General features: G+C 59.6%; 22 protein-coding genes and 1 pseudogene. 7 read left to right on the top strand and 16 right to left on the bottom strand.

Annotated elements, in window-relative coordinates:
- The first annotated feature begins 254 nt into the window (after nucleotides 1-254).
- The 3 genes from HMPREF7215_RS13660 to HMPREF7215_RS09215 all read left to right on the top strand — a co-directional run bounded on the left by HMPREF7215_RS13660 (nucleotide 255) and on the right by HMPREF7215_RS09215 (nucleotide 3,156).
- The gene (locus tag HMPREF7215_RS13660; protein ID WP_009165569.1) at nucleotides 255-494 is read left to right on the top strand and encodes a di-/tri- peptidase; all 240 of its coding nucleotides are present in this window, start codon (nucleotides 255-257) and stop codon (nucleotides 492-494) included.
- Nucleotides 495-548: 54 nt separating this feature from the next.
- Nucleotides 549-1,379, top strand: a complete 831-nt coding sequence (locus HMPREF7215_RS09220) for a M20/M25/M40 family metallo-hydrolase (RefSeq protein WP_009165568.1) — start codon at nucleotides 549-551, stop codon at nucleotides 1,377-1,379.
- A 418-nt stretch (nucleotides 1,380-1,797) separates the two neighbouring features.
- Complete coding sequence (locus HMPREF7215_RS09215) at nucleotides 1,798-3,156, top strand: glutamine synthetase family protein (protein WP_009165566.1); 1,359 nt, start codon at nucleotides 1,798-1,800, stop codon at nucleotides 3,154-3,156.
- Between the two features lie 303 nt (nucleotides 3,157-3,459).
- On the opposite strand, the gene HMPREF7215_RS09210 is transcribed toward HMPREF7215_RS09215, so the two are convergent.
- The 3 genes and pseudogenes from HMPREF7215_RS09210 to HMPREF7215_RS14075 all read right to left on the bottom strand — a co-directional run.
- A complete protein-coding gene (locus tag HMPREF7215_RS09210) occupies nucleotides 3,460-4,302 on the bottom strand; it encodes a formylglycine-generating enzyme family protein (protein WP_040551074.1) in 843 nt (280 codons plus the stop codon).
- 9 nt (nucleotides 4,303-4,311) lie between these two features.
- On the bottom strand, nucleotides 4,312-4,527 hold the full coding sequence (locus tag HMPREF7215_RS13950; RefSeq protein WP_009165564.1) for a flavodoxin: 216 nt from the start codon (nucleotides 4,525-4,527) through the stop codon (nucleotides 4,312-4,314).
- 88 nt (nucleotides 4,528-4,615) lie between these two features.
- Nucleotides 4,616-4,870, bottom strand: a pseudogene (locus HMPREF7215_RS14075) (flavodoxin family protein); the annotation flags it as partial.
- Nucleotides 4,871-5,242: 372 nt separating this feature from the next.
- Here HMPREF7215_RS14075 and HMPREF7215_RS09195 point away from each other — a divergent pair.
- Complete coding sequence (locus tag HMPREF7215_RS09195; RefSeq protein WP_198004593.1) at nucleotides 5,243-5,662, top strand: flavin reductase family protein; 420 nt, start codon at nucleotides 5,243-5,245, stop codon at nucleotides 5,660-5,662.
- Between the two features lie 146 nt (nucleotides 5,663-5,808).
- Here the strand turns inward: HMPREF7215_RS09195 and HMPREF7215_RS12495 are convergent, their stop codons facing one another.
- From HMPREF7215_RS12495 to HMPREF7215_RS09180, 3 genes are all read right to left on the bottom strand, one after another.
- Nucleotides 5,809-7,224 (bottom strand): CsgG/HfaB family protein, encoded by a 1,416-nt coding sequence (locus HMPREF7215_RS12495; RefSeq protein WP_009165560.1) that lies wholly within the window; start codon nucleotides 7,222-7,224, stop codon nucleotides 5,809-5,811.
- Nucleotides 7,225-7,297: 73 nt separating this feature from the next.
- Nucleotides 7,298-8,227, bottom strand: a complete 930-nt coding sequence (locus HMPREF7215_RS09185; protein ID WP_009165559.1) for a CsgG/HfaB family protein — start codon at nucleotides 8,225-8,227, stop codon at nucleotides 7,298-7,300.
- A 23-nt stretch (nucleotides 8,228-8,250) separates the two neighbouring features.
- On the bottom strand, nucleotides 8,251-9,102 hold the full coding sequence (locus HMPREF7215_RS09180) for a hypothetical protein (RefSeq protein ID WP_009165558.1): 852 nt from the start codon (nucleotides 9,100-9,102) through the stop codon (nucleotides 8,251-8,253).
- Here HMPREF7215_RS09180 and HMPREF7215_RS13305 point away from each other — a divergent pair.
- A complete protein-coding gene (locus tag HMPREF7215_RS13305; RefSeq protein WP_156797509.1) occupies nucleotides 9,092-9,445 on the top strand; it encodes a hypothetical protein in 354 nt (117 codons plus the stop codon). The genes HMPREF7215_RS09180 and HMPREF7215_RS13305 overlap by 11 nt on opposite strands.
- A gap of 209 nt (nucleotides 9,446-9,654) precedes the next feature.
- Nucleotides 9,655-11,310 (top strand): phosphoenolpyruvate carboxykinase (ATP), encoded by a 1,656-nt coding sequence (locus tag HMPREF7215_RS09175; protein ID WP_009165556.1) that lies wholly within the window; start codon nucleotides 9,655-9,657, stop codon nucleotides 11,308-11,310.
- 86 nt (nucleotides 11,311-11,396) lie between these two features.
- Here the strand turns inward: HMPREF7215_RS09175 and HMPREF7215_RS09170 are convergent, their stop codons facing one another.
- The 10 genes from HMPREF7215_RS09170 to HMPREF7215_RS09125 all read right to left on the bottom strand — a co-directional run bounded on the left by HMPREF7215_RS09170 (nucleotide 11,397) and on the right by HMPREF7215_RS09125 (nucleotide 22,961).
- Nucleotides 11,397-12,749 (bottom strand): exopolysaccharide biosynthesis polyprenyl glycosylphosphotransferase, encoded by a 1,353-nt coding sequence (locus tag HMPREF7215_RS09170; protein WP_009165555.1) that lies wholly within the window; start codon nucleotides 12,747-12,749, stop codon nucleotides 11,397-11,399.
- Between the two features lie 271 nt (nucleotides 12,750-13,020).
- Complete coding sequence (locus HMPREF7215_RS09165) at nucleotides 13,021-13,338, bottom strand: Na+/H+ antiporter NhaC family protein (RefSeq protein WP_009165553.1); 318 nt, start codon at nucleotides 13,336-13,338, stop codon at nucleotides 13,021-13,023.
- Entirely contained in the window at nucleotides 13,331-14,713 is a 1,383-nt protein-coding gene (locus tag HMPREF7215_RS09160) for a M20/M25/M40 family metallo-hydrolase (protein WP_009165552.1), read from the bottom strand. Before HMPREF7215_RS09160 ends, HMPREF7215_RS09165 begins: the two co-directional genes overlap by 8 nt.
- Before the next feature lie 13 nt (nucleotides 14,714-14,726).
- Nucleotides 14,727-15,776, bottom strand: a complete 1,050-nt coding sequence (locus tag HMPREF7215_RS09155) for an acyl-CoA--6-aminopenicillanic acid acyltransferase (protein WP_009165551.1) — start codon at nucleotides 15,774-15,776, stop codon at nucleotides 14,727-14,729.
- Nucleotides 15,777-15,904: 128 nt separating this feature from the next.
- Nucleotides 15,905-16,852, bottom strand: coding sequence for an ABC transporter ATP-binding protein (locus tag HMPREF7215_RS09150; protein WP_009165549.1), 948 nt, complete (start codon nucleotides 16,850-16,852; stop codon nucleotides 15,905-15,907).
- 3 nt (nucleotides 16,853-16,855) lie between these two features.
- Nucleotides 16,856-17,842, bottom strand: coding sequence for an ABC transporter ATP-binding protein (locus HMPREF7215_RS09145; protein ID WP_009165548.1), 987 nt, complete (start codon nucleotides 17,840-17,842; stop codon nucleotides 16,856-16,858).
- Nucleotides 17,843-17,860: 18 nt separating this feature from the next.
- Nucleotides 17,861-18,772, bottom strand: a complete 912-nt coding sequence (locus HMPREF7215_RS09140) for an ABC transporter permease (RefSeq protein ID WP_009165547.1) — start codon at nucleotides 18,770-18,772, stop codon at nucleotides 17,861-17,863.
- Nucleotides 18,769-19,722, bottom strand: a complete 954-nt coding sequence (locus HMPREF7215_RS09135; protein ID WP_009165546.1) for an ABC transporter permease — start codon at nucleotides 19,720-19,722, stop codon at nucleotides 18,769-18,771. The genes HMPREF7215_RS09140 and HMPREF7215_RS09135 overlap by 4 nt, the downstream gene beginning before the upstream one ends.
- Nucleotides 19,723-19,822: 100 nt before the next feature.
- The gene (locus HMPREF7215_RS09130) at nucleotides 19,823-21,358 is read right to left on the bottom strand and encodes an ABC transporter substrate-binding protein (RefSeq protein WP_009165545.1); all 1,536 of its coding nucleotides are present in this window, start codon (nucleotides 21,356-21,358) and stop codon (nucleotides 19,823-19,825) included.
- Between the two features lie 232 nt (nucleotides 21,359-21,590).
- Nucleotides 21,591-22,961, bottom strand: a complete 1,371-nt coding sequence (locus tag HMPREF7215_RS09125) for a M20/M25/M40 family metallo-hydrolase (RefSeq protein ID WP_009165544.1) — start codon at nucleotides 22,959-22,961, stop codon at nucleotides 21,591-21,593.
- Nucleotides 22,962-23,083: 122 nt separating this feature from the next.
- Here HMPREF7215_RS09125 and HMPREF7215_RS09120 point away from each other — a divergent pair, with 122 nt between their 5' ends.
- On the top strand, nucleotides 23,084-24,040 hold the full coding sequence (locus tag HMPREF7215_RS09120; protein ID WP_009165543.1) for a LysR family transcriptional regulator: 957 nt from the start codon (nucleotides 23,084-23,086) through the stop codon (nucleotides 24,038-24,040).
- Nucleotides 24,041-24,084 lie beyond the last annotated feature (44 nt).

Below are 24,084 nucleotides of genomic sequence, written 5' to 3'. Positions count from 1 at the left end.
ATAAATAACCATCTCAAAAATACACGATATATTGCGTATCTCTCTTGTGGACATGTTATTTCTTTCATCGAGCTTTGTCAAGCTGTATAATGTATATTTTAAAATTTTAGTGATGCGAGTATTAAATAGGAAGAACTGCCTTCGTACAGTGCTACAATATGAGCAAGACACTGTAGGCCTGTTAACAGGCAGAGCAGACTGCGACATTCCACAGGAGCCGGTGACAAGATGGCAGAGAAGGGGGAGCTCTATAGATGAAAGACATCGTTGAGGATTTTCTCGAGCTGGTGCAGATCGATGCGGCGTCGGGGAATGAACGCGGTGTGGCCGACGCGGTAAAGGGCAAACTCGGGGCGCTGGGGCTGGCGGTCGAGGAGGATGACGCGGGGGCCGGTTTCGGCGGCAACGCGGGCAACGTGCTGGCGGTGCTCGACAGCGGGCTGCCCGGCTCGATCCTGCTCAACGCCCACATGGACCGGGTAGCCAACGGGTAGGGGATCAAGCCGCAGATCAAAGACGGCCTGATCGTTTCCGACGGCACGACGATTTTGGCGGCCGACGATCTGTCGGGCGTGGCGGCGCTGATCGACAGCGTCCGCCGTCTGCAGGCCTGCGGACGAAAGTTCCCGCGCGTGGAATATCTCTTCACCGTGGGGGAGGAAGCGGGGCTTCTGGGGAGCAAGGCTTTCGACACAAGGCGGCTGCGCGCCAAAGTCGGCTACGCGTTCGACTCGCCCGGTCGGCTGGGGCGCGTGGTCTGCGCCGCTCCGGGGCAGGTGAGCCTGACGGTCGAGGTGACGGGAAAAGCGGCGCACGCCGGCAACTGTCCCGAAGAGGGCGTCAACGCCGTGACGGCGCTGGCGAAAATCCTCGCGACGATCCGCGACGGCCGTCTCGATCCCGAGAGCACGGCCAACTTCGCCGTGCTGGACTGCGGCACCAAAGTCACCAACATCGTCCAGTCCTACGCCGTCTGCCGGGGTGAAATGCGCAGCCGCAACGACGCGGCTCTGTCCGCCTACGTGGAATATTTCGAGAAGCACTGCCAGGAGGCGGCCGCGGGAACCGGCGCCGCGGTCACGACGACGGTGACGCCGCAATACGAAAGTTTCAGCTTCGACGAGGACGCTCCGGTGATCCAGGCGGCGCTGGCCGCCCTGCGCGGCATGGGCGCGGAGGCGCAGGTCAACGGCGGCGGCGGAGGCATGGACGCCAACGTTTTCAACGCCGCCGGGATCGGCGTCGTCGGCGTCGCCACGGGGTACAGCGGCAACCACGGCGTTTCCGAACGGATCGTGCTCGACGACCTGCGCCGTGCTGGCGAACTGGCCGAACGCATTGTTCTTGCCTGGGGCGACAGGGGCGGGCTGCCCGAATAGATTTCGCGCCGGCGCGGGGAAGCCCTTTGGGACAGTTCATTTAAAGAATATGCAGAAAGCGCTCCGAGGAGTTTCTCGCAGGGAATGAGAAACTCGCGGAGCGCTTTTTTATCGCGCAGGACGTGCAGGCATAAAACGCCTGAAAAGCGATGCGGGACTTTTTTGTTCGAAGCTACCGTTCAAAAGAAATCACCTGCGAAAAAGTGATCGTTTTTGCAGTAATACGGTACATTAAAACAGAAAAATTGGTCATTTTTTATTAATGACGTGAATCGTCCTTTATGATAACTTGGCGTTGATTGATAGTTATTAATTTTTTATAAAGTGACGTGTCGGAGGGAACCTCCGGCGGTTTTTTTGCTGAAGGCTGGCCGCGGCCAGGCCGAACAGCGGAGAAAGATGAAAAGGAGCGATAGTCATGAATCTGAGCACGTTTAACGGCGATTGGTCGAAAGTGAACTTTCTGAACCTGATGATGATCGACCTGAGGGGCAACCTGCGCTCGGTGACGCTGCCCCGCGAGTACGCGACCGAAAAGGTTTTGCGCGACGGCATCGGTTTCGACGGCTCCAACTACGGCTACGCCAAAGTCAGCAATTCCGACATGGTGGCCGTTCCCGACATGGGGCGGGCGCTGCTGGAACGACGCGGCGAATTCAACACCGTGCACGTGTTCTGCGACGTCGTTTCCGCCACCGACGAACGTATCCCCTTCGAGCAGTATCCGCGCAACGTCGTCAGAAACGCCGCCAGGTACCTGCGCGACAAGAAGATCGCCGACGACGCCAAAATGCTGGTGGAGCTGGAATATTACGCGTTCGATCAGGTGGAGTACACGATCCAGCCCAACCGCGTCGGCTACAGCGTCGCCACCGCCGAGGGGCTGGGCGACGATTTCAGCAGCGCGCCGCGCTTCGGCCTGTTCGACGGTTATCACCGCGTCTCGCCCGAGGACCGCTACCGCGATTTCCGCGACACGACGGTGGAGCTGATGGGGATCGCCGGCGTGCCGGTGAAGTATCATCATCACGAAGTGGCCGCCGGCCAGCTGGAGATCGAGCTGGAATTCACGTCGATGGAGAAGACGGCCGACGACGTGACGCTGGCCAAGTGGATCATCCGCACCGTGGCCCGCGAGATGGGCATCTTCGCCACGTTCATGCCCAAGCCGATGAACAAGGTTTCCGGCAGCGGCATGCACGTGCACCAATTCCTGACCCGCGACGGCAAAAGCCTGTTCCCCGGCGACGGCGTCGCCAATCTGTCGCCGCTGGCGCTTTCCTACACGGCGGGACTGCTGACCCACAGCCAGACGGGCAGCCTGCTGGCGTTCACCAATCCAAGCACCAACAGCTACCGCCGCCTCGTGCCCGGCTTCGAAGCGCCCGTCAGCGCCACGTTCGCCAAGGGCTCGCGCTGCGCCGCCGTGCGCATCCCCAGCTATCTCAAGAAGGACAGCACGCGCGTGGAGTACCGGCCCGGCGACGCCTCGGCCAACGTTTACTTTATGCTGGCCGGCATGGTCATGGCCGGCTGCGACGGCATCGCCGCCCAGCTCGATCCCGTGGCGCTCGGCATGAACAGCGCCGAGATCCTTCAGGAAAAGATCTTCCCGCTCAACCTGAACGCCGTGCTCGACGGCTTGGAAAAGGATCACGCCTATCTGCGGCCCGTCTTCCCCGAGCAGCTCATCGAGCAGTGGATCAAGGTCAAGCGCGAGGAAGCCGCCTACATCTACAACGCCCCGACGCCGCAGGAGTACGAGCTGTACTTCTGAATCAGGTACGGGCAGAGAAAACTCAAGAGCAACGGCAAAGGCCGGCGAGCGTGCTCGCCGGCCTTTGCCGTTGGAAATGTTTCAGACGGAACGTTTTCGTTTGCGCGGGGAAAGGTAACTCTCCGCACGCCCGTTCCTCGCTTTATACTATTTCTTAATTAAAAGGCCGAACGCAAGGGGGCTGCGGGGGAGATTCACAAAGCGAGCTGCGCAGACCGCGTAGCGGTCGAGACAGTCCTGAGCGACTGAACTCCTCCGCAGCGCCCGGAAAACTATGTTAATACTTTCTATCAAGAATTAGTATTACTTGTTGCGGGCGAGACGAAAGCCGCGGCTGCGGAAGGCGTCGTCGGGCATTTGCGACGAACGGTAGGCGCTGCGCAGGTGTTTGGCGAAATCGTTCCAGCCGCCGCCGCGGCAAACGCGCGCGGCGCCTTTTTCGGGGCCGGCGGGGTCGGCCTGCGCGGCGGAGGGGTAAGCGCCGTAGCGGTCCCAGCACCACTCGCTGACGTTGCCGTGCATGTCGCAGAGGCCGAAGGCGTTGGGCTTGAAGCTGCCCACGGGGATGGAATCGCCGCGGTAGGTGCCCGGCTTCACGTCCAGCTTTTCCGTGCTGAAGTAATTCTGCTCGATGTTGTAGGGGTAATGGCCGTAGTAGTTGGCGTCGGTCCAGGCTGGCGACGGTTCGATGTTGAACGGCCCGGCGCCGCCGGCGCGGCAGGCGTACTCCCATTCGGCCTCGGTGGGCAGGCGATAGCCGTTTGCCGCGCGGTTCCAGGTCACGTTTTCGCCGTCGATCGCGTAGGCGGGCGTCAGTCCTTCCGCGGCGCTTTTCAGGTTGCAGAACTTCACGGCGTCGTACCAGCTGACGGTCTCCACGGGCAGTTTTTCACCGCGGACGTGGTGGCTGGGGTTTGTGCCCGTCAACGCCTTGTATTCCTCCTGAGTGACCTCGCAGCGCCCGAGGTAAAAGTCGCTCACCGTCACTTGGTGCTGGCGTTCGTCGTTCTCGCGCCAAGGCTCGTCGGCCGGGCTGCCCATAGTGAACGTACCGCCTTTGATCAGGACCATTTCGCCTTGCGGCGCCGCCAGCGCGGCTTTCGCGCTCAGCGCCAGAAGCGCCAGCAGGATCAGCGTGCTCTTCATGGCGCTCACCTAAAATCCGTTTTTCTTGAGCCAGGCGTCGAGGTCGGCGCTCAGCGAGGAACCGCCGTCGTAATAGATGGAAAGAGGGTTCTGCACGACGGCTGCGGGGATCAGCTTGGTGATGGCGGAAACGCTCTGGCCGAGGCGGCCGCCGCCGTTGCTGCAGAAGGGCGAAACCTTTTTGCCGGCGAAGTCGTAGCTCTCGAGGAACGTGGCGATCGGCATGGGGATCGACGCCCACCAGTTGGGGGTAGCCGAGCAGGATCGTGTCGTATTTCGCCATGTCGGGCACTTTGCCCTTGATCTCCGGACGGGCTTGGGCGCGCTGGTCGCGCTGCGCTTCCCGCAGCACCGTGTTGTAATCGTCGGAGTAGGGTTTGACCAGCTCTATTTCGAAGATGTCGGCGCCGGTCTTCTTCTGGATGGCGCGGGCGATGTCGCGCGTATTGCCCCCCCACGAATAGAAAACGATCAGCGTCTTTCCCTTCGCCGGTTCCGCCGCCGCGGGCAGCGCCCAGAGAGCCGCCAACGCGGCCAGACCGATTATCAGCGCGTACAGATTTCTCATGTTAAAATCTCCTTTCGTTATGACATATCCGCCGTAAAGGCCTTTTCGCACGACTTTGCTTTTGTCGGCTTATTATAAAGGTTTGAGCGACCTTCAGGTCAAGAGTCCCGGAACGGCCATAGGGCGAGAACTTCATCGGAAAACCCGCGAAAAAAGCTTTGCCATGGAGTTGACTTGAAGGTTTACAATGAAGTCGTCAGCCCGATGGGGCAAGATCATTTTCAGGAAAGGGGCTTCAACAATGAAGAAAAACATCGGCTCGCAAATGGCGCTCTATCCGACGCCTCTGGTCGTCGTCGGGGCGATGGTCGGCGGCAAACCCAACTGGCTGGTGGGGCCGGTCACGTAGGCATCATGGGGCATGACCGCATAATGATCAGTCTCGTCACGGCTCATTACACCAACCGGGGTATTCGCACCAACGGCGCGCTTTCGGTGAACGTCGTCGAGGAATCCTGGCTCGAAAAAGCCGACGCGGCGGGGTGTGCGAGCGGCGCCAAGGTAGACAAATCAGGCTGGTTCGATTACACCGTCGGCGAGACCGGCGCGCCGCTGCTCGACGCCGCGCGCGTCACCATGGAATGCGTCCTTGAGGACACGTACGAGACGAGCGGTTTTGACAACTTCATCATCACTATCAAGAACACCTTTGCCGATGAAAGCGTGCTCGACGAACGGGGGCGAGTCGACTACCGCGTTCTCAAGCCCGTCCTGTTCGAAATGCCCACCTATGAATATCTGCGCACCGGCGACGTGATCGGCCGATGCATGAAGATGAACAAGAAAGCGTAAAACGCGGCATTTTCGGTGATGCCTTTTCGTTGAAATTTGGTATCGATCGTGCCTTGCCCGACGCCGCACAATAAAAAAACGAAAAGATCCGAAAAACTCCTTGCGCTGCCAAAAGGAGTTTTTCGGATCTTTTCGTTGGGGTGGTTCTACTCGAGTTGTTTGATCGCTTTCTGTGCGGGCTGATAATTTGGGTTGACGGCGAGAACGGCGTCGAAACATTTGCGAGCGTTCTTCTTGTCGCCGCACTTCAGGGCCGACATACCGGCCCAGTAGGCGTTGAGCAGGTCGAAACCGTTTTCGCGGGCGCTGCGGTTGAACATGGAGTAAGCGCTGCGGTACTGGCCGGCCTTGTAGGATCTCTGCCCGTTGCGATAGATGATGCGCAGGTTCGAGAGACGGTTGGCCGGCAGGTTGTAGGCGCTGAACAGCCGGTCGTCGGCGCAGGTATTCACGTTTACGGGAGGATTGTCCCTGAAGACGGGGCCGCCTTCGTCGGCGTACGTTCCCGGCGGGAGGACTTTGCCGGCACGCCCGCCTTTCGGCAGCGGCGCGTCGGGCGACGGTTTCTTGGGCGGCGCGCCTGCCCCCTGTCCGAGCAGCGGCGGTTCGCCGCTGGGGTCGGGCGGCGCGTCGGGAACAAGGCGTTCGGCAGCGACAGGAAGACTGCGCGCGCTCTCGCCGGGGTCGATCTCATCGAGCAGGTCGCCGACGCGGATGGAGGCGGGGCCGCCTTTGCCCTTCACGTAGGCGCAGAGGCTGTAGTTCGGCTTGACTTCGACGACTTTGACGAGGGCGTGGTAGACTTTTTCGGCGTCGATGATGGAGCCGTCGATGGCGCGGATGGGTTCGCCCTCCTCGTAAACGCCGTAAAGGTCTCCTTTGGCCGCGCCCTTGGCGGAGCCCATGTCGATGAGCGCGCGCTGCGGCGTGACTTTGATGACGTGGTACGCGACGCCGCCGATGCGGCGCTCCAGCTCGCGCACGGTGCGCTTGACGGCCTTCATGGCGGCCTGCGAACCGACGCCGCCGTACTGCGTCGTGCCGATCACGGTTCCTTCGTAAACGGCGCCGGCGATGGCGCGGCTGGCCGCGCCGGTCTTGCGCAGGGCGGCGGTGATGGCGCCGGTGGTGGTATCGATGGTGCGGACGTCGAGCGTGACGGTGCCGACGTTGGTGCCGACGGCCAGGCCGAAGCCGTGGATGGGCAGCACGCCGCCGGTCTGTTTCTCGTCGGACTGCGTGACGGCGCCGGTAATGATCCACTCGACGCCGGCGAGGCGGCCGACTTTGACGAGCGTCGATTCGGACACCAGTCCCGACATGGAGAGTCGCTGCTCGCGGGCCACTTTTTCGAGGGCGGTGCGCTCGTAGACCTGAAACGAACCGGAATTGGAAAGTTCGGTGATGAACATTTCCGTCAGCGCGTCGGCGACGTCGGGACTGACGCCGGGCGCTCCCGATCTGAAACGGTCCACGCCGATGCGGATCACGGCCGCGGCGGGCGAAAGCAGGACGCCCGACACCAAAAGCGCGGCGGCGCACAGAGTTCTCGTTCTTTTCATTGACAATCCTCCTCGGAGTAAAAAAACAACCTGCGCTCTGGGGTGGAGCGCAGGTTGTCGCGCGTCGAAGAAGCTATTCGTAGTCGAGCTTGACGTCGTCGGGTTTGCGGATCGGCTCGATGCCGTCGCCGCGTCTGAGCCCGCCGCCGCGGACGATCTTGGCCTTGGAGTACTGGGGACGGGCTTCGATGACCTGGATCACGGCGACGTAGTAATGTTCGGCGTCAAGCACGTTGCCGTGCAGGTCGCGGATCGCTTCGCCCTCGCGGTAGACGGCGTAATACTGTCCCTTGCGGGCGCCGCCGGTCGTCGTGCCGGCGTCGATGGTGACGTTGCGGGCGCCTTTGGCGTCGAGCACGTGAAAGCCTTCGGCGCGGCCGGGAGCGGCTCCGGCGCCGATCGCGGCGCGGAGATTGGCGACGACCTTTGTGATGGCTTTGTGAGTGGCCGTCGCCAGCTGTCCGCCGCTGCGGCCGGTGCCGAAGCCCGCATAACGGCTCAGCAGGCCGCCCATCACGTTGGTGCCGGCGCCTTCGGCGCGGCCGGCGTAAACAATGGCGCCGGTCGTGGTATCGACGATCCTGACGTCGAGCGTGACGTAGGCGGTGTTGGTGTTGATCAGGCCGCCGATCAGGCTGCTGCCGCCGCCGATAATGCCGCCGCCGGCGGTGTCGCTGGCGCTGTACTTGGTGACGGCGCCGGTCATCATGTACTGCGCGCCGGCAAGCCGTCCGGTGCGCGAGGCCGTGTTGCTGTCGATCAGGCCGGACTGCCCCATGCGCTGCTCGCGGGCGATCACGTCGAGACGGTCGCGCTCGACGACCTGAAAGGTGCCGCTGTTGACGAGTTCGGTGATCATCATGTCCATGATGGAATCGACGGGCACGTGGCGGCCGCTGCTGTTGCGGAACGTTTCAACGGAGATGGTGTAGGCCGCGAAAGACGGTGCGGCGAGGCACAGGGCGGCGCAAAGCGCCAGCAGGATTCTGAGCGGTCTTTTCATGAGTTCTGGAGGCTCCCTTCGGTCTAATAAATATCGACGTACAAGGTGCTGTCGGTGATGTCGTTGATGCGGGCGTAAGGCACCTTGTCGACGATGGCTTTCTGCAGCTCCTTGAGGTCGAAATTGCCGAACACGGTCAGCTGGGCCCAATCGCCGTCGAAACGCCCCGCGCGGGCGGATGTGACGCCGTAAACCGTCTTGCAGGCGGTGACCACGCTTTGCACGGTTTTGAAATCGCGCGCGCCTCTGACGAAGACGTAGAAACCGCCCTCGGCGACGTCGGGATTGGCGGATACGCCGGTGATCTTTTCGGCCAGTTCTTCCGCCGCTTTTCTGACGGCCTTGATCTCGGACTCGTCAGGAGTGGCGCCCACTTCTTTGCCCATGGCGGAGTCGGAGAAGAGCGTGCGCCCCGTGGAATCGTAAACGTGCACCATGACGACGGCCGAGCCGGTGTACATGCCGAACTCGTTGCGGATCGTGTCCAGCACTTCCACGGTGCCGTCCACATACTGGCTGACGCCGTGAGCGCGGCTGATCTTTTTGACGGCGCCGGGGCCGGGCTGTTTGGGCTGGGCCTTGATGATGCGGGCGGTGACCTGGTCGCTGACGACCTTGTAGCCGTTTTTCACCAGCGCGCTGCGGATCGTCTCCGTCGCCAGGGCGGCGCCGCGGGCAGCGGACGAATAATGCGTGTAGCTCATGCCGCCGTAGTAGCTCCAGCTGGACAGCGACGTGTAGCGCGTGCCGGGCTCGACGTCGTAAAGGATGACGGCGATGGCCCTGTTTTTTCGCAGCGGCGCCGCGACGGCCGTGACCGCGAGTGCCAGCACCGTCAGCGCGGCGAGGGCAAAACGAAGGATTTTGCGATTCATAACGGACACCTCCAAAAAATTAAGGCTTTTAAAAACGCACGGCGTTGAGAAGCTGCGCCCGGCCCGCGACCATTCCGAAAAGCACAAAGGCGACGGCGAGCGTCAGCAGAATCAGGAAAAAGGCTGTGGCGCGACAGAACCGTTTCATGACGAGGACTTCCTTCCAACGCGGATTTTATTGCTTTGCAATAAGCGTAACGGTAAAGATGTCCTGACGCATCAGCGAAAACAACAATATTGGGATCTGTCGGGGCGTGCGAAACAATCCCTTTCGGAAAATTTGTTTAAATATAACATACCGATAAAAGAAAGAAAAGACATCACCCTTTGGGGTGAAATTTGAGGGAGAGCGTAGAAAGATAGATTCACAGGATGTTTGTAAAAAATATAGTTGAAATATAAGATTTTAATTGACTGCTTCGGCATTTTTCTATAAACTCGTGAAACACGGAAGAAGTTCTTGCGTTATCGTACGCAGACGCACCGGGTGATGCAAGAGATTCTTAATGACCGCAGATGTGCGGATGACGGAAAAGAGGAGAAGTGAATCTTATGGTTGAATTGGAGCACTTCGAAAACGCGGAACTCTTCAAGAAAATCAACAGTTTGCCCGTACGAACCATCGTCGAAACCCCGTTTTACGGCAACAACGTCACGAAGATCGAAAGCGTCGCCGAAGCTTACGAGCTGGCGAAAAACAGTCCTGGCACGCTGGAGCTGACCGGCATGCCCGTGTATAAGCCGGAAGCGCAGGGGCTGCCGAAGGGCGCGAACGTGCTGATGTTCGACGATGGCGCCGTCGTCGGCCGCGCCGCCGCCGCCCGCCGCATCGTCGGCACTCCCGGCGTGGACACGGCCGGGCTGTGCAAGATCGTGCGCGAGGCGATTTATCAGGGCCGCTTCCGCCGCTTTTACGAAGCCGAAGCGGTCGTCGGGCTTGACAAGGATTTCACCGTCCGCGCCCGTCTCCTGATTCCCGAAGGATTCGAGAACAATCTGCTGAGCTGGGTGCTGAACTTCCAGTTCATGACCGACGACGTGAAAAAATTCTACGCCGGCAGCCGCGTCATTCCCGGCGAAGGCGACATCCTCGTCTACACCGATCCGTACTGGACGCATCCCGACTTCCCGCTCGGGCTGGCCTTCTTCTCGCCGCAGCAGAACTGCGCGGCCATTCTCGGCATGCGGTACTTCGGCGAGTTCAAAAAGGGCACGCTGACGCTCGGCTGGGGCACGGCCGCGCGCCACGGTTACGCCTCCTGCCACGGCGGCCTGAAGCGTTTCACGCGCCGCGACGGCAAAAAGTTCGTGCTGGCCGTGTTCGGCCTTTCCGGTTCCGGCAAATCGACCATCACCCACGCGACTCACGGCGGCAAGTACGACATCATGGTGCTGCACGACGACGCGTTCGTCGTCAACGTCAGGGAAAAGTACGCCATCGCCATGGAGCCGACGTACTTCGACAAACTGCAGGATTACCCGATCGGCTGCGAGGCCAACAAGTATCTGCTGACGGTGCAGAACTGCGGCGTCACGCGCGACGCCGCCGGCAAAACGATCGCCGTCACCGAGGACGTGCGCAACGGCAACGGCCGCGCCGTCAAGTCGCGCCTGTGGACGGCCAACCGCGTGGACCGCATCGACGAACCGCTCAGCGCCGTATGCTGGCTCATGAAGGACCCGACGCTGCCGCCGATGCTCAAGCTCACCGGCGCTTCGCTGGCCGCGGCGATGGGGGCCACGCTGGCCACCAAACGCACCTCGGCCGAACAGCTGGCCCATGGCGTCGATCCCGACGCGCTGGTGATCGAAAGCTACGCCAATCCGTTCCGCACCTATCCGCTGTCCATGGACTACGAGCGCTTCAAGGCGCTGATCGAGGACGGCGTTGACTGCTACGTTCTCAACACCGGCGACTTCATGGGCAAGAAAGTGAAGAAGGAAGACACGTTCGCCGCACTCGAAGCCGTCGTCGACGGCACGGCGAAGTTCGAACCGACGGGGCTGCCCGGCGTCGAATATCTGCCAGTCGAAGGCTTCGGGATGGACCTGGGAGACGAAAAGTACCGCGCCGCTTTCATGGCCCGCATGAAAGACCGCGCCCGCTTCATCGCCGGCCGCGAGACTGCCGGAGGCGGCGTCGACGAGCTGCCCGAGGACGCGCTCGAATCCATCGAAGCGGTGGTCAGCGCGCTGAGAAAAATGTAGAAACGCGAAAAACGATTACATTCATTAAAGAATAAAGGCCCGGCGCCGGAAAATTTTTTCCGACGCCGGGCCTTGTCTCGTTACGCTCATTTGCCGCTGGGGTCTTTTTCCTCGACGCCCTCCGAACTCGACGGCATGAAGAGCACCTTGACGGTGGAGATCATCAGATAGAAATCGAAGATCAGCGAAAAATGCTGAATGTAGAGCAGATCCAGCTTGAGCTTGTCCTCGAACAGCGTGTTGTAGCGGCCGAACACCTGCGCATAGCCCGTCAGGCCGGCCTTGACCTTGAGACGGTAGCGGAACTCCGGGTATTGGCGGCAGTACTGCTCGATCAGCTCGGGGCGCTCCGGACGCGGGCCGACGATGGACATGTCGCCTTTGAGAATATTGAACAGCTGCGGCAGCTCGTCGATGCGCAGCATGCGCAGCCAGCGCCCCACGGCGGTGACGCGGCCGTCGTGATTGGAAGCCATCTCGGCGCCGTTGGACTCGGCGTTTTGCACCATGGTGCGGAACTTGTACAGCTGGAACGTCCGTCCGCCCTCGGTGACGCGCGTCTGCCGGTAGAACGCCGGGCCGCCGTCGTGCAGACGGACCGACAGCGCGGCGAGCAGCATCAGCGGGCTGAGCGCGACCAGCGCCGCGGCCGAACCGGCGACGTCGATGGCGCGCTTGATAAGCTTCTGCTCGCTGCCCATTTGATGTCCGCGGAACAGGAAGGCGGGAATGTCGTCGATCTGGCAGCGTACGGCGCTGTGGACGAAAATCTCGTCCACGTTGGGGACCATGAGCAGACGCTTGTCCGTTTCGTAGCAGTGACGGATCACCATACTGCGGAACTGCGGGCGCCCGTGCCCGAACATGAGCACCAGCGGCTGCCCGTCCATGGCGCGCCGCACCGCCGCATCCCCGTCGCTCTCGTGGCAGTACTGGACGATGCGGTAGCGTTTGCTCTCGCGGAGGAATTTTTTCAGCACGCGCTCGTCGTCCTCGGGATTGGCGAGGATCGCCAGCGCGTCGCGGGCGGGATTGATGGCGAAATAAACGGCGTTGGCGGCGACGTAGAGCAACGTTCCCGCCAGAACTTGCGCGAACGTGAGCAACAACATCGGCCCCACCGCGATGAAACGGTGCAGCATGAGGCTCAGCTGCGAATATCCCGTGAAATTGGCGATGGTCAGCGCCAGCGAGAAGGAATAGATCAGCTCGCGCAGGCGCAGGATGCCGATACGATAAGCCCCGTACGAGTAACTGAGAGTATAGAACACCAGCAGGTAGACCACGCCGACGACATAATTGTCCTTGAACATCAGACGCGGCGCTTCGTACCAGATCTTGAAGCCGCCGATGTAAAGCCCGACGGCGGTAACGACGATCAGGATCTTGAAGAGGAACATGATGGACTTTTTGAATTTTGTCGCGATGGAACCATTCATGAAAGCCACTCCTCAGCGGTGGATTGATGAAAGACAGATGCAAGAAGTCTTTCAGAACATTCATATCATAACACACGCGAGGCGAAAAAGGCGCTTTTTCCCCGAACGTCGGCGCCGCTTTATCTCTTTGCCGGGCGCTCCTGACAGCCGCGCGGAACGACGTTTTGTTTGACGGGGAAGGGCAGCGTTTTGCGCGCGGAGAACCGTTTGGCACGAAAGAGGCCGGCCTCAGCCAAGAGACCGGCCTCGCTTCGACGGAACGATGACGGGATTATCCCATCGAGAACCCCGCGAAGAGATAAGCGACTGAAGCCGCCGCGGCGCAGACGAGCGCATAAGGCGGCTGGGTCTTGACGTGATCGATGTGATCAGCCGCCGCTCCCGCGGAGGAAAGAACGGTTGTGTCGAACAGGGGCGAGCAGTGATCGCTGAACACTCCACCGCCGGCTACGGCCGCGAAGCAGGCGACGACAAGCGGCGTCACCTGATTGTTCGTGCGGTTGAAGGCCAGAGACAGCGCAATGGGCATGCAGACCGCGAACGTCCCCCGTGTCCACTGTGCTGTCCCTTTGGCGAGAGCTTTAATCACGAACGTAGGAATAACAGAGTTCGATCAGGTATTTGATCGAGTTTTTGTAGTCTTCGAGGCCGAGGTTCTCGTCGGGCGCGTGGTGGTTGCCGCTGGTGTTGGCGGGGCCGATGCCGAAAATAGGCAGGTCTGGCCACGCGTCGCGAAACACGGCGGCGGGACCGGCGCCAAGCTGAGTCAGTTCGACCACCATGGGCTGAGCGTAAACGTTTTTGGCCGCTTTGACGGCGCGAGCGCAGAAGGGATGGTCGGGACGCGTGCGGACAGGGCGCGAGGCGCCGCCGTAGCGCGTGACTTTTATGTCGTCAAAGCCCTGTCGGTGCAAATGCGCGCGTAATTTGGCTTCGATATCGGCGGGATCCTGGTTAGCGACGAGATAGAAACCGAGGCGCGCATACGCCGTGTGAGGCACGATGCCGCGCACGCCGTTGTGCACTTCGCCGGCCTCCAGTCCGCAGACGGAGAGCGACGGTTCGAGATAGATCTGTCGCTTCAATTCTTCGCCCGTGGCCCCGCGCACAAAGCCTTTCAAGCCGAGGCTTTTTTTCGTGTGCGCCTCGTCGTAGGGAAAATCGTGCAGCACCTGCAGATCGGCTTCGGAGGCGGGGAAGACGTCGTCGTAAAAACCGTCGATGGCGATCTTTTCGGTGACGGCCTCCTTGAGCGCAGCCAAAGCCCAGATGAGGCGCCACGAAGCGCTGGGGACAGTTGCGCCCATGCGCCCGTGGACGTCCGATTTCGCGGCCGTGACGCGCAGGTCGAAAGCTACGGCGCCGCGCACGCCGCATCTCAGCCAAGGACGGCCGGCGGCGTCGACGCGTCCGTTCTCCCACAAACACACGTCGGCTTGTGTCAACTCTTTGAACTTTTCAGCGTTCGTCTGGGCGAAGCGTGTCATGGACGGACTGGCGGTCTCTTCGTCGCCTTCGACGAGAAACTTGACGGAGACGGGCAGATGACCGTTGGCGTTCATCATGGCGCGCACGGCGTGGAGGCGGAAATAAAGTCCGCCTTTGTTGTCGGAAACTCCGCGGGCGTACATTTTGCCGCCGCGGACGTCGGCTTTGAAGGGCGCTTTGTTTGTCCAGTGTTCGGTCTTGCCTGGCTCGACGACGTCGTAATGATTGTAAAACAGCAGCGTGTGGGGACTGTCGCCGGAGAGCCCGGCGCTGATCAGCGCGTTACCGTCTCCCACGGGGTGGAGCGTTGGCGTCAGACCGGAGCTTTTCAGGTCGTTCTGAAGCGCCGTGCGCATCGCGTCCAATCCGGCCGGATTGCCGGCGAAGCTGGCGCAGGCGCAGGCACGAGCCAGTTCGGCGACCATCTCGTCGAAATGTTCGTCGACGTAACGCAGTGCTTTTTCCTTGTCTGTCACGAGACTTCTCCTTTTAAAGCGGCACGGCGACGAATTCGTTTTCGCAGCTTGCCCCGGCGCAGATGTGCGCCACGCCTTCGCTGAGATTGTAGATGATGCCGGCTACGGTACTGCTGCGCCGGGCCATGGGCATCGATGTGTCGGCGGGATGACGGCAGATGGCCTTGGGATAATTTTCGTGATCGCTGAGGCAGCGGATGATCCAGGGCACGTTGATAGAGCCGCGTCTCTGCGCCAGCAGTTCGTAAAGCCGATCGCCGCGCGGAGAGCGTTCCAGGGCTTCCTTGGCGGGATCGACGACGAAGTGGTTGGCGTGGGTGAGGATACCGCTTGCGGGCTCGATCAGGTCAGTACCTAGCGGCGAAGTTTCGAAGTCCAGCGCACGACCTTCGGCGGAGCCGAGCATGAAATTATTCGACACGGTGCGCTTCGTCTCCAGCAGGAGCTTCTTCGCCTCTTCGAAACTGCGGCTCTGCAGCACCTTGCGGCGCAGGAACGTGACCGGCAGCGCCGTGCCGCGGTTATCTCCCTTTGACTGTAAATTGTTGGCGCACAGGCCGATCCCGTAGCTGTTGAAACCGTTGCGGATCACTTGGCCGGCCTCCGCCACGCCGACGATCCGCGTGCCGTCCGGCATGGTGTAGTGGACGATGACGATGTGATCGAGGATACCGACGCGGTAGTCCCAGTTCTGCCCCACATAGACGATGCCGTCTTTCGTGGCCTCGGGCTGCAGCGCGAAGGATGTGCACTCGTGAGGTTTGGGAAATTTGGTGATCTCGTAGCGCGTGTTCAGAATCATGATATCGGCAAAACTGACGCCGGCACCGTCGGCGATGCCGCGCACCTCGTCGATCAGATCGGGATCAACGGCCTTGACGATAGGCGTGTAGCTGAGCGCGTAGTTGCCAATCTCCTCCCAGGTCATCGTGCTGGTCTGGGCAAAAAGGGTACGATAGTCAGCCAGTCCGTTCCTGATCTGATCGGCCGCCTGCCGGCCGTAGTGAAAACCCATCCCGTAAGGCGTGCCGGGTTCAACGTTGATGATCGGAAAATGTCTCATGACGAGCTCCTTTTATTCAGAGAATGAATTTCGCTGCCAAGACGCGAACGCGTGACGAGGCAGAGAATTTTTCCATTTGACCTGTGTTCCTTGGCGTTTGAGCGGTGACGCATGTTTCAAAATTTTCCTCAGCGCTTGAAACAGGCCACAAAATGGCCTTGTTCAACCTCGCGCAATTTCAGATCGGACCTACGGCACTCCTCGGTCGCTTCGGGGCAGCGCGCGGCAAAACGGCAGCCTAGCTTGGGATTGATCGGGCTGGCGACTTCCCCCTTCATGATGTGCAATGTTTTGCGGTGCTTGAGGCTGGGAATCGGGATGGCGTTGAGCAGGCCGTGTGTGTAAGGGTGCAGAGGATTATTGAACAGCGTCTTCGTCGGCGCCAGCTCGACGCACTGGCCCAGGTACATGACGGCGATCTGGTCGCTGATATGTTTGACCACACTCATGTCGTGGGTGATGAACATGTAGGTGTACCCCTTGTTGTCCTGCAAGTCCATGAGCAGATTCAAAATCTGTGCCTGGATCGAGACGTCCAGAGCGGAAACGGGCTCGTCGCAGACAATGAATTTGGGATCGAGCGCTAGCGCGCGGGCGATGCCGATGCGCTGACGGCGGCCGCCGTCCATCTCGTGCGGGTAGGTGTTGACGAAGCGTTCCGCCAGTCCGACGGTGTCCATCAACTCGAAGACGCGTTCCATCATCTCGTTATTGTTCTTGTAGACGCCGCAGACCTTCATCGGTTCGGCGATCAGTTCCGAGACGGTCATTCTGGGATTCAGCGAGGCGAAAGGATCCTGAAAAACGATCTGCATCTGTTTGCGCATGTCCTTCATCTGATGCGGCGTGTAATCGAGGATGTTCTCGCCGTTGAAGAGCACTTCGCCTGAAGTGGCCTCGATGAGCCGCAGGATCACGCGCCCCAGCGTGGACTTGCCGCAGCCCGACTCGCCGACGACGCCGAGCGTTTGTCCCGCTTCGATGGAAATGTTCACGTCGTCCACGGCGTGCAGCAACCCGTGAGGGGTACTGAAATATTTCTTCAGACCTTTAGTCTGGATCAGAGGCGTCGTCATGTTCTATCCCTCCCGAACGGCTTTGGCCAGCCAGCATTTGATACGGTGCATGCCACTGTTGACGGGGACGGCTTGCGGACGTTCTTCTTGGCATTTGTCCAAGCGGTGCGGACAGCGCTCGGCAAACGGACAGCCGGGCAGTACGATTGAAGGGTCGGGCATCAGCCCGTCGATGGGGTGCAGCCGCGGCGACTCCTCGGCCATATTGGGAATGGCGCCGAAAAGTCCGACTGTGTAGGGGTGGTGCTGTGTGCCCTCGAAAATATCCTCGACCGTGCCGATCTCCACCACTTCGCCGGCGTACATGATGCCTACCTGATCGCAAATCTGCGCGACGATGCCCAGATCGTGGGTGATCAAGATCATCGACGTTTCCAGTTTTTGCTTGAGTTGATTCATCATCTCCAACACCTGAGCCTGAATCGTGACGTCAAGCGCCGTCGTCGGCTCGTCGGCCAGCAACAGCTTGGGATTGCAGGCCAAAGCGATGGCGATGACGATGCGCTGCTTCATGCCGCCTGAAAACTGATGCGGATACTCGCTTTTGCGGATGGCAGGAATGCCGACCATCTCCATCATCTCGTCCACTTTTTTCTCGATGAAATCGCGGTCGGCATGCTCGTTGTGCAGAGCGATGACCTCGGCGATCTGGTCGCCGACGGTGTGGATCGGGTTGAGGCTGGTCATCGGATCCTGGAAGATCATGGAAATGTCGTTGCCGCGCAGCAGGCGCATGTCTGGCTCCGACAGCTTGAGCAGTTCGACGCCGTTCATTTTGATGTCGCCCTGGGTGACGAAGCCGACGCGGTCCGGCAACAGCCGCAAGATCGAGAGCGCCAGTGTCGTCTTGCCGGCGCCGGTTTCTCCCACAAGCCCTAGAGTTTTTCCCTTTTCGACGGAAATGTCGACGCCGTTGAGCGCGTAAACGTTGTCGTCGTCGGTACGGTACATCACGTGCAGGTCTGTGACTTCAAGAAGTTTGTCTGCCATTGTTTTCGTCCTCCTGCGCTAATTCTTTAGCCTTGGATCCATCGCGTCGCGCAGACCGTCGCCGAGAAGCGTCAGCGAAACAACGACCATGACAATGGCAATGCCGGGCGACACGGCCAGATAGGGATGATAGCGAAGCTGACTCTTGGCGGCCGAAAGCATGGCGCCCCATTCGGGCGTGGGTTCGGAGATGCCGAGACCGATGAAGCTGAGAGAGGAGACCGTGATGACCGAACGGGCGACGGTCTGCGTCGCCTGAACGAGGATCGGGCCCATGGCGTTGGGCAGAATATGACGAAAGATGATGCGCATGTCGCTCGTGCCGCAGGCGCGCGCCGCCTCGATATAATCGGTGCCGATGATGGAAAGCACCGACGAACGGACGATACGCGACATCTTCGGCGTTCCGGCCAATCCCATGGCGAGGATCAAGTTCAGCAGGCTTGTACCGAAAGCCGCCACCAGCGTAATCGCCATAAGAATGTTCGGGATGGCGAGAAACACATCCATAATGCGCATGAGGATGTTGTCTACCTTGCCGCCGTAGTAAGCTGCCGTCGCGCCAATGAGCGATCCCAGCGACAGAGACACGCAGATCGTGGCGAGGCCGACGAACATGGAAATGCGGCCGCCGTAAATGACGCGTGCCAGCACATCGCGGCCGTACTGATCGGTCCCCAGCGGGTGGCCGGCCGTTTGCCCGGGGCCCTTGAAGCGCAGCGACAGATGCTGGGCAATGGCGTCCTGCTCATAGTTGTAATAGATGTCGGCGGTGCTGACGACCGCGAGCATCACTAGAAAGAGCGCCAGACCGAAGAGGGCAAGGCGGTTTTTCTTGAGACGGTTCCAGATGGTGCGCATCTGGCTCTTTTTCTTGTATTGGCGCAGCCGGTTCTCGACGGAAATTTTCTGCGCGTTTGCGGCGGTCATGCGCTCACCTTCCTTTTCTTGGCGACGGTGAATTTGGCTCTCAGCCGTGGATCGATATAGGCATAGAGAATGTCCACCAACAGATTGATCAACGAGGCGATCACGGCCGTAAACAACAGCGAGGCGATGACCATGGGCGTGTCCTTGGTGCGGATGGCATTAACCATCAGCTGTCCAAGCCCGGGAATGGCGAAAACCTGCTCGATGACGATCGTACCGCCGAGGGCAACGCCGAAATTAACGCCGATCAGCGTGACCACGGGCAGCAGGGCGTTGCGCAGCGCGTGATCAAAGATGACGCGACTTTCTTTGGCGCCCTTGGCGCGGGCCGTGCGGATGTAGTCCTGGCGAATGACCTCGAGCATAGTCGATCGGGTCATGCGCAGCAACGAAGCCGTGCTGCTCGAAGCCGTGGCGATGGCCGGCAGGATAAAATTCTTCCACCCCGTAACGCCCATAGCCGGCAACCAGCGCATCTTCAGCGAGAATCCGAGCACGAGCATCATGGCCAGCCAGAACGTTGGCATAGAAGTGAGCAGCAGTGCGCAGCCAAGCGCGAAGTTATCGGACAGGGAATACTGTTTGACGGCTGAGAAAACGCCTACCGGCAAACCGATCGTGACGGCAATGATCGTGCTCACGACGGCCAGTACGAACGTGTAGGGCAGCCTCGAGGCGATTTCCTGAAACACGGGCAGCCCCGTGCGGTAAGAGACGCCAAAATCACCGTGCAGCGCGTTCCAGATGTAACGCGCGTAACGGACCAACAGCGGATCGTTTAATCCCAGCTTGGCGTGGAGAGCGGAGTATTCCGCCTCGGTGGCTCCTTCGCCGAGGATCATCACGGCCGGGTCTCCGGGCGTGAAATCCATAACGGCAAAGATGAACAGTGCCACGCCAAGCACAACGGGAACAAGCATCAGCAGCCGCCGAAAAATATAACGCGACATGACTTTCCCCCCATAAATTAAGTGATTTTTACAGAGAGGGCGCTGCGATTCTGTCCGCAGCGCCCTCTCTGTTCAGCGCAGATTTTGCGATGGACGAGGTTTAGTCGAAGTACATCTCGTGGACCGGGAAGCGGAACACGGGGTGAGGATGGATGCCCTTGAGGTGTTTATTGAAAAAAAACTTCTGGTAGTCGGTATAGATGGGGATCAGCGGGACGTCTTCCTTCAGCTGGGCATAGACTTTGCGATAGAGTTCCATGCGCTTTTCGGGAACTTGCTCCTGACGGGCCTCGTCGAGCCATTTGTCCACGTCGGGATTGCTGTAGCCGGAGTAGTTGTTGCCGCCGCCGATCATGGAACTGTGAACGCGCCGGGTGAGCACATAGTCGGCGTCACGAACCGAAGCGTTGATCATGCGCAGGCTGGCGACGAACTGACGCTTGCCAGCGACGATGTCAAGGTAAGTGGCGCGCTCCATCTTGTCGAACGTGACATTGATGTCGATTTGGCGCAGCTGGTCCTGCATGACTTCGGCGGGATTCATGTAAGTCGCCGAACCTTGCATGCTGAAGACCACGTCGAAACCTTTGGGATAGCCAGCTTCGGCCATAAGTTTTCTGGCTTTTTCAAGATCCTGGGGATACCATGTGGCTTCTTTGTCGTAACCGAAGATGGATACGGGGCAAAGGACATTGCAGAGGTCGGCGTAACCCTCGGCGCCGCCGATGACGATGTCGTCGCGGTTCAACGCATACGCGACGGCCTGGCGCAGACGCTTGTCCTTGAAGATCCCGTCAGTGGTGTTGAAAGTGATGTGATGGATGCCGATCCCCGGGCAGGTGATGGTGGCAAGGGAGTCGAGCGTGTTGAGATATTCGTAATCGGTATGAGCTGGGAGATAATAGAAATCAAGACTGCCATCCTCAAGGCCGATGGCGCCGCTGGCCGCATCGGGAATCAACTTGTAAATGACGGTCTTGATCGGCGCCGGGCCGCGATAGTAGCCGTCAAAGCGTTCCAGCTCAAGTTGGTCACCGCTCTTCCATTCCTTCATGCGATAAGCGCCGGTGCCGCAGGGATTGCGGGCGAAGTTGACGCCCTTGGCCTCGGCCTCCTTCACAGCGCGCTGACTGACGATACCGAAGGTGAGGTTGCTCATGACTTCGAGAATGGGCGCGTAGGGATACTTGAGGAGCAGCTTGACATGACGGTCGTCGATCTTCTCGAATCCCTTGATGGCGCCGCGGATGCCGCTGGAGTAGCTGGATGCGAAGGAACGGTTCAGGGAAAACAGCACGTCGTCGGCGGTCATCGTGTCGCCGTTGTGGAACTTGACGCCGTCGCGGATCGTGAAGACGAGCTCCATCTTGTCGTCGCTGAATTTCCATTCCGTGGCCAGTCCGGGGACATATTTGGTATAGTCCTGAGGGTCGACGGCGACCAGCGTGTCGTAGATCTGGAGCATCATCATGTGAGTGACGGTGTCTTTGCTGGTGGACGGATCGAGAGAAGCGGCCTCGGCGTTCACGCCGTACATCAGGGTGTCCTTGGAGCTTTTGGGAGCTTCCGCTGCGCAGGCTGACACGGCCAAACCCAGAACCAGCGCCGCGAGAAGTTCGAAACGCGTTGCTTTCATGCTCATGTTCCTCCTTTAGACTTTTTTGTGTCGCAGCCGAGTTTTTGTATCATGATCGTGAACAGAAAGAGCCTTAAGCTGCTAAAAAAAATATAGCAATGTTGGCGGCGAAAATCTAATGAAGCTTTTTTATCGGTGTCATAACCTGTCGCACGCACATGGATATTGCGGCATTATGACGAAACAGAGTGGATGGACGTTGAAGCGATTGAACGGAATTCGCACCTCAGAATTAAATTTCGCCAATGCGCCCGATTACGGCGGCGCTGACGTGGATGCCCTTATGGAAACAGTCGAGGCGGAGGTTTTCGTTGGGCGAATGGTTCGTCTGGTCGGCATTCCCGTAGGGCACTGTCACCGACGGCATTTTCATGATGCCGGTCCACACGTAATCGGGGTTGCTGCCGCCGGAACTGGGATGAACGACGGCGTTGGGATAAACGGAGCGCGCGGCGGCGATAGCGGCTTGACAGAGCGGCTGTTCGGCATCGCTCTTGGAAGGATACATGGCTTTGCCGGCGCGGACGACGATTTCCGGATCGAAGGTGGCTGCGTGCCGGCGGATTTTTTCCAACACTTTCTCGGGATCCATGTTTTTGACGAGACGCACATCCAGCTTCATCAGCGCCGAACGGGGCACACAGGTCTTATGGCCCGGACCGCAATAGCCCGAGCTCATACCGTTGATCGTGAACGTGGGACGGAACATGAGCTGAGTGTAGTAAGCTTCCTTCGCCGTTTTAAGCAGTTTTTTGACGCCGTACACGCGGGCCAGCGTTTTCGGCTCGAAGGCGTACCCGTCCATGAGCTCCCGCTCGTAAGCGGTCGGCGGCAGTACGTCGTCGTAAAATCCGTCGATCAGCACGTGGCCGTCACGGTCGATCATCGAAGCGACGAGCTGGCATAACTCGATGGCGGGATTGGGAATCAGCTGCCCCGTCTTTGAATGGTTCTGGTGTGTGGCTGTGGTCAGCTCAAACTCCATCGACAGGTCGCCGCGGAAGCCCAGCTTGATCTCCGGAAAGTCTCCGGCGTTCATAGGGCCGTCGGAGTTATAGACCAGGTCGGCCATCAGCATGTCTTTATGTGTTTCGACGAAAGCTCTCATGTTGGGCGAGCCGCTTTCCTCCTCGCCGTCGAGAATGAACTTGACGTTGACGGGGACATCGTCCTCCGTTGCTAGCCATGAACGCACGGCAAGGAGGTGCGCGAGAAACTGTCCCTTGTTGTCGGCTGTGCCGAGACCGTAGAGCCGCCCATCGCGCACCGTTGGTTCAAAAGGCGGCGTGATCCATTCCTCCACGGGATCGGGAGGCTGTGTGTCGTAATGACCGTAGAAAAGAATGGTTTTTGCACCAGCTTTCTTCGACTTAAGTTCGGCGAAAACGAGCGGTTGCCCATCGGTTGGGCAAATTGCGACGGTATCGCAGCCCAGTTTTGTCAAAAGCGAACGCAACATCTCCGTACACTCGCGCACGCCCATGTTGCGGGCGCTGACGCTGGGCTGGGCGACAAGTTTTTTCAGCAGCTTCAGGTCATCGTCCCGGTGGGCTTCAATATGGCGGCAGACATCGACAAGACTCGTGGGAATCCTTCCTTTCACGGCGCAAGAAATTATAATTAAAGAAATGAATTGCCTTGAATGTATTATAATGAAGCCGTCTGGGTTTGTCTCATGAATTTTCTGACCGCTTATCATAACTTTGGGAGGAAGGGGGCGTCGCCTTGAATATTGATATTTACCGCTACCTGATGACAGTGGCAAAGGTGCGCAACATCACCAAGGCCGCGGCGCAGCTGCATATCTCCCAGCCGGCGCTGACGAAGGCGATTCACCGCCAGGAAAAGGAGCTGGGGGTGACGCTGTTTGACCGAAGTGTCCAGCCCCTGACGCTGACCTATGCCGGCGAACGTTATTTCGAGAGCGTTGGCAAACTGCTTGACATCGATGCCGAGCTGCGCGAAGAGATGAGGAACATCGCCCGCGGCACCAGAGAACGCATCCGCATCGGTGTGAGCGTGGAGCGCGGCACCACATGGCTGCCGAAGATTCTGCCGCACTTTGCCGTTTCCTTTCCCGACGTGGACGTACAGGTGAAAGAGGGGGTCAACGCTTTTTTCGAGCGAGCCCTGCTGAGCAACCAGCTTGATCTGTGCATTTCCACGCTGCCGATCCTGTCCAGCGACATCGCCTGTGAAGTGGTCAACAAAGCGCCGGTCTACGTGATTTCGTCGGCGGAACATCCGTTGGCGGCCCGTGCCGACTTGCGCAGCAACAGTCCCTACCGCCCTCAGTACATCGATCCGGAGCTGCTGAACGGCGAAAGATTCCTGACGCTGACGCCCGCGCAGGGCATGTATCGCGTCGCTCAGCACCTGCTGGAAAAATATGGCCTGCGCGTCAACACCGTGCTTCAGCTCACCAGTCAGCGTACCATCACGATGCTGGCTGCGGCTGGTATGGGGCTGGCTTTCACGACCTACAACGGCGCTCTGCAGGCGCAGAACGAAAGCGACAGCCAGCCTGTCTTTTACACCATCGAAGACCCGCTGCACTGCCGCATCGACATCATTGCCTGGAAAAAGAACCGCGTCTTCACGCCTGTCGTGAAAAGTCTGATCGCGTTGACGAAACGTGTCATGCGCAGTTCGCCGCATCCCAAAATCGAAATTCGCCGCTGAACAAAAAACGGATTGGGTCACTTGCCCTGCGACAAGTGCCCCAA

The organism is Pyramidobacter piscolens W5455 (assembly GCF_000177335.1).
Lineage (GTDB): Bacteria > Synergistota > Synergistia > Synergistales > Dethiosulfovibrionaceae > Pyramidobacter > Pyramidobacter piscolens.
Note: the sequence above shows the minus strand (reverse complement) of the source record. Positions and strands in the feature narration are given on the sequence as shown.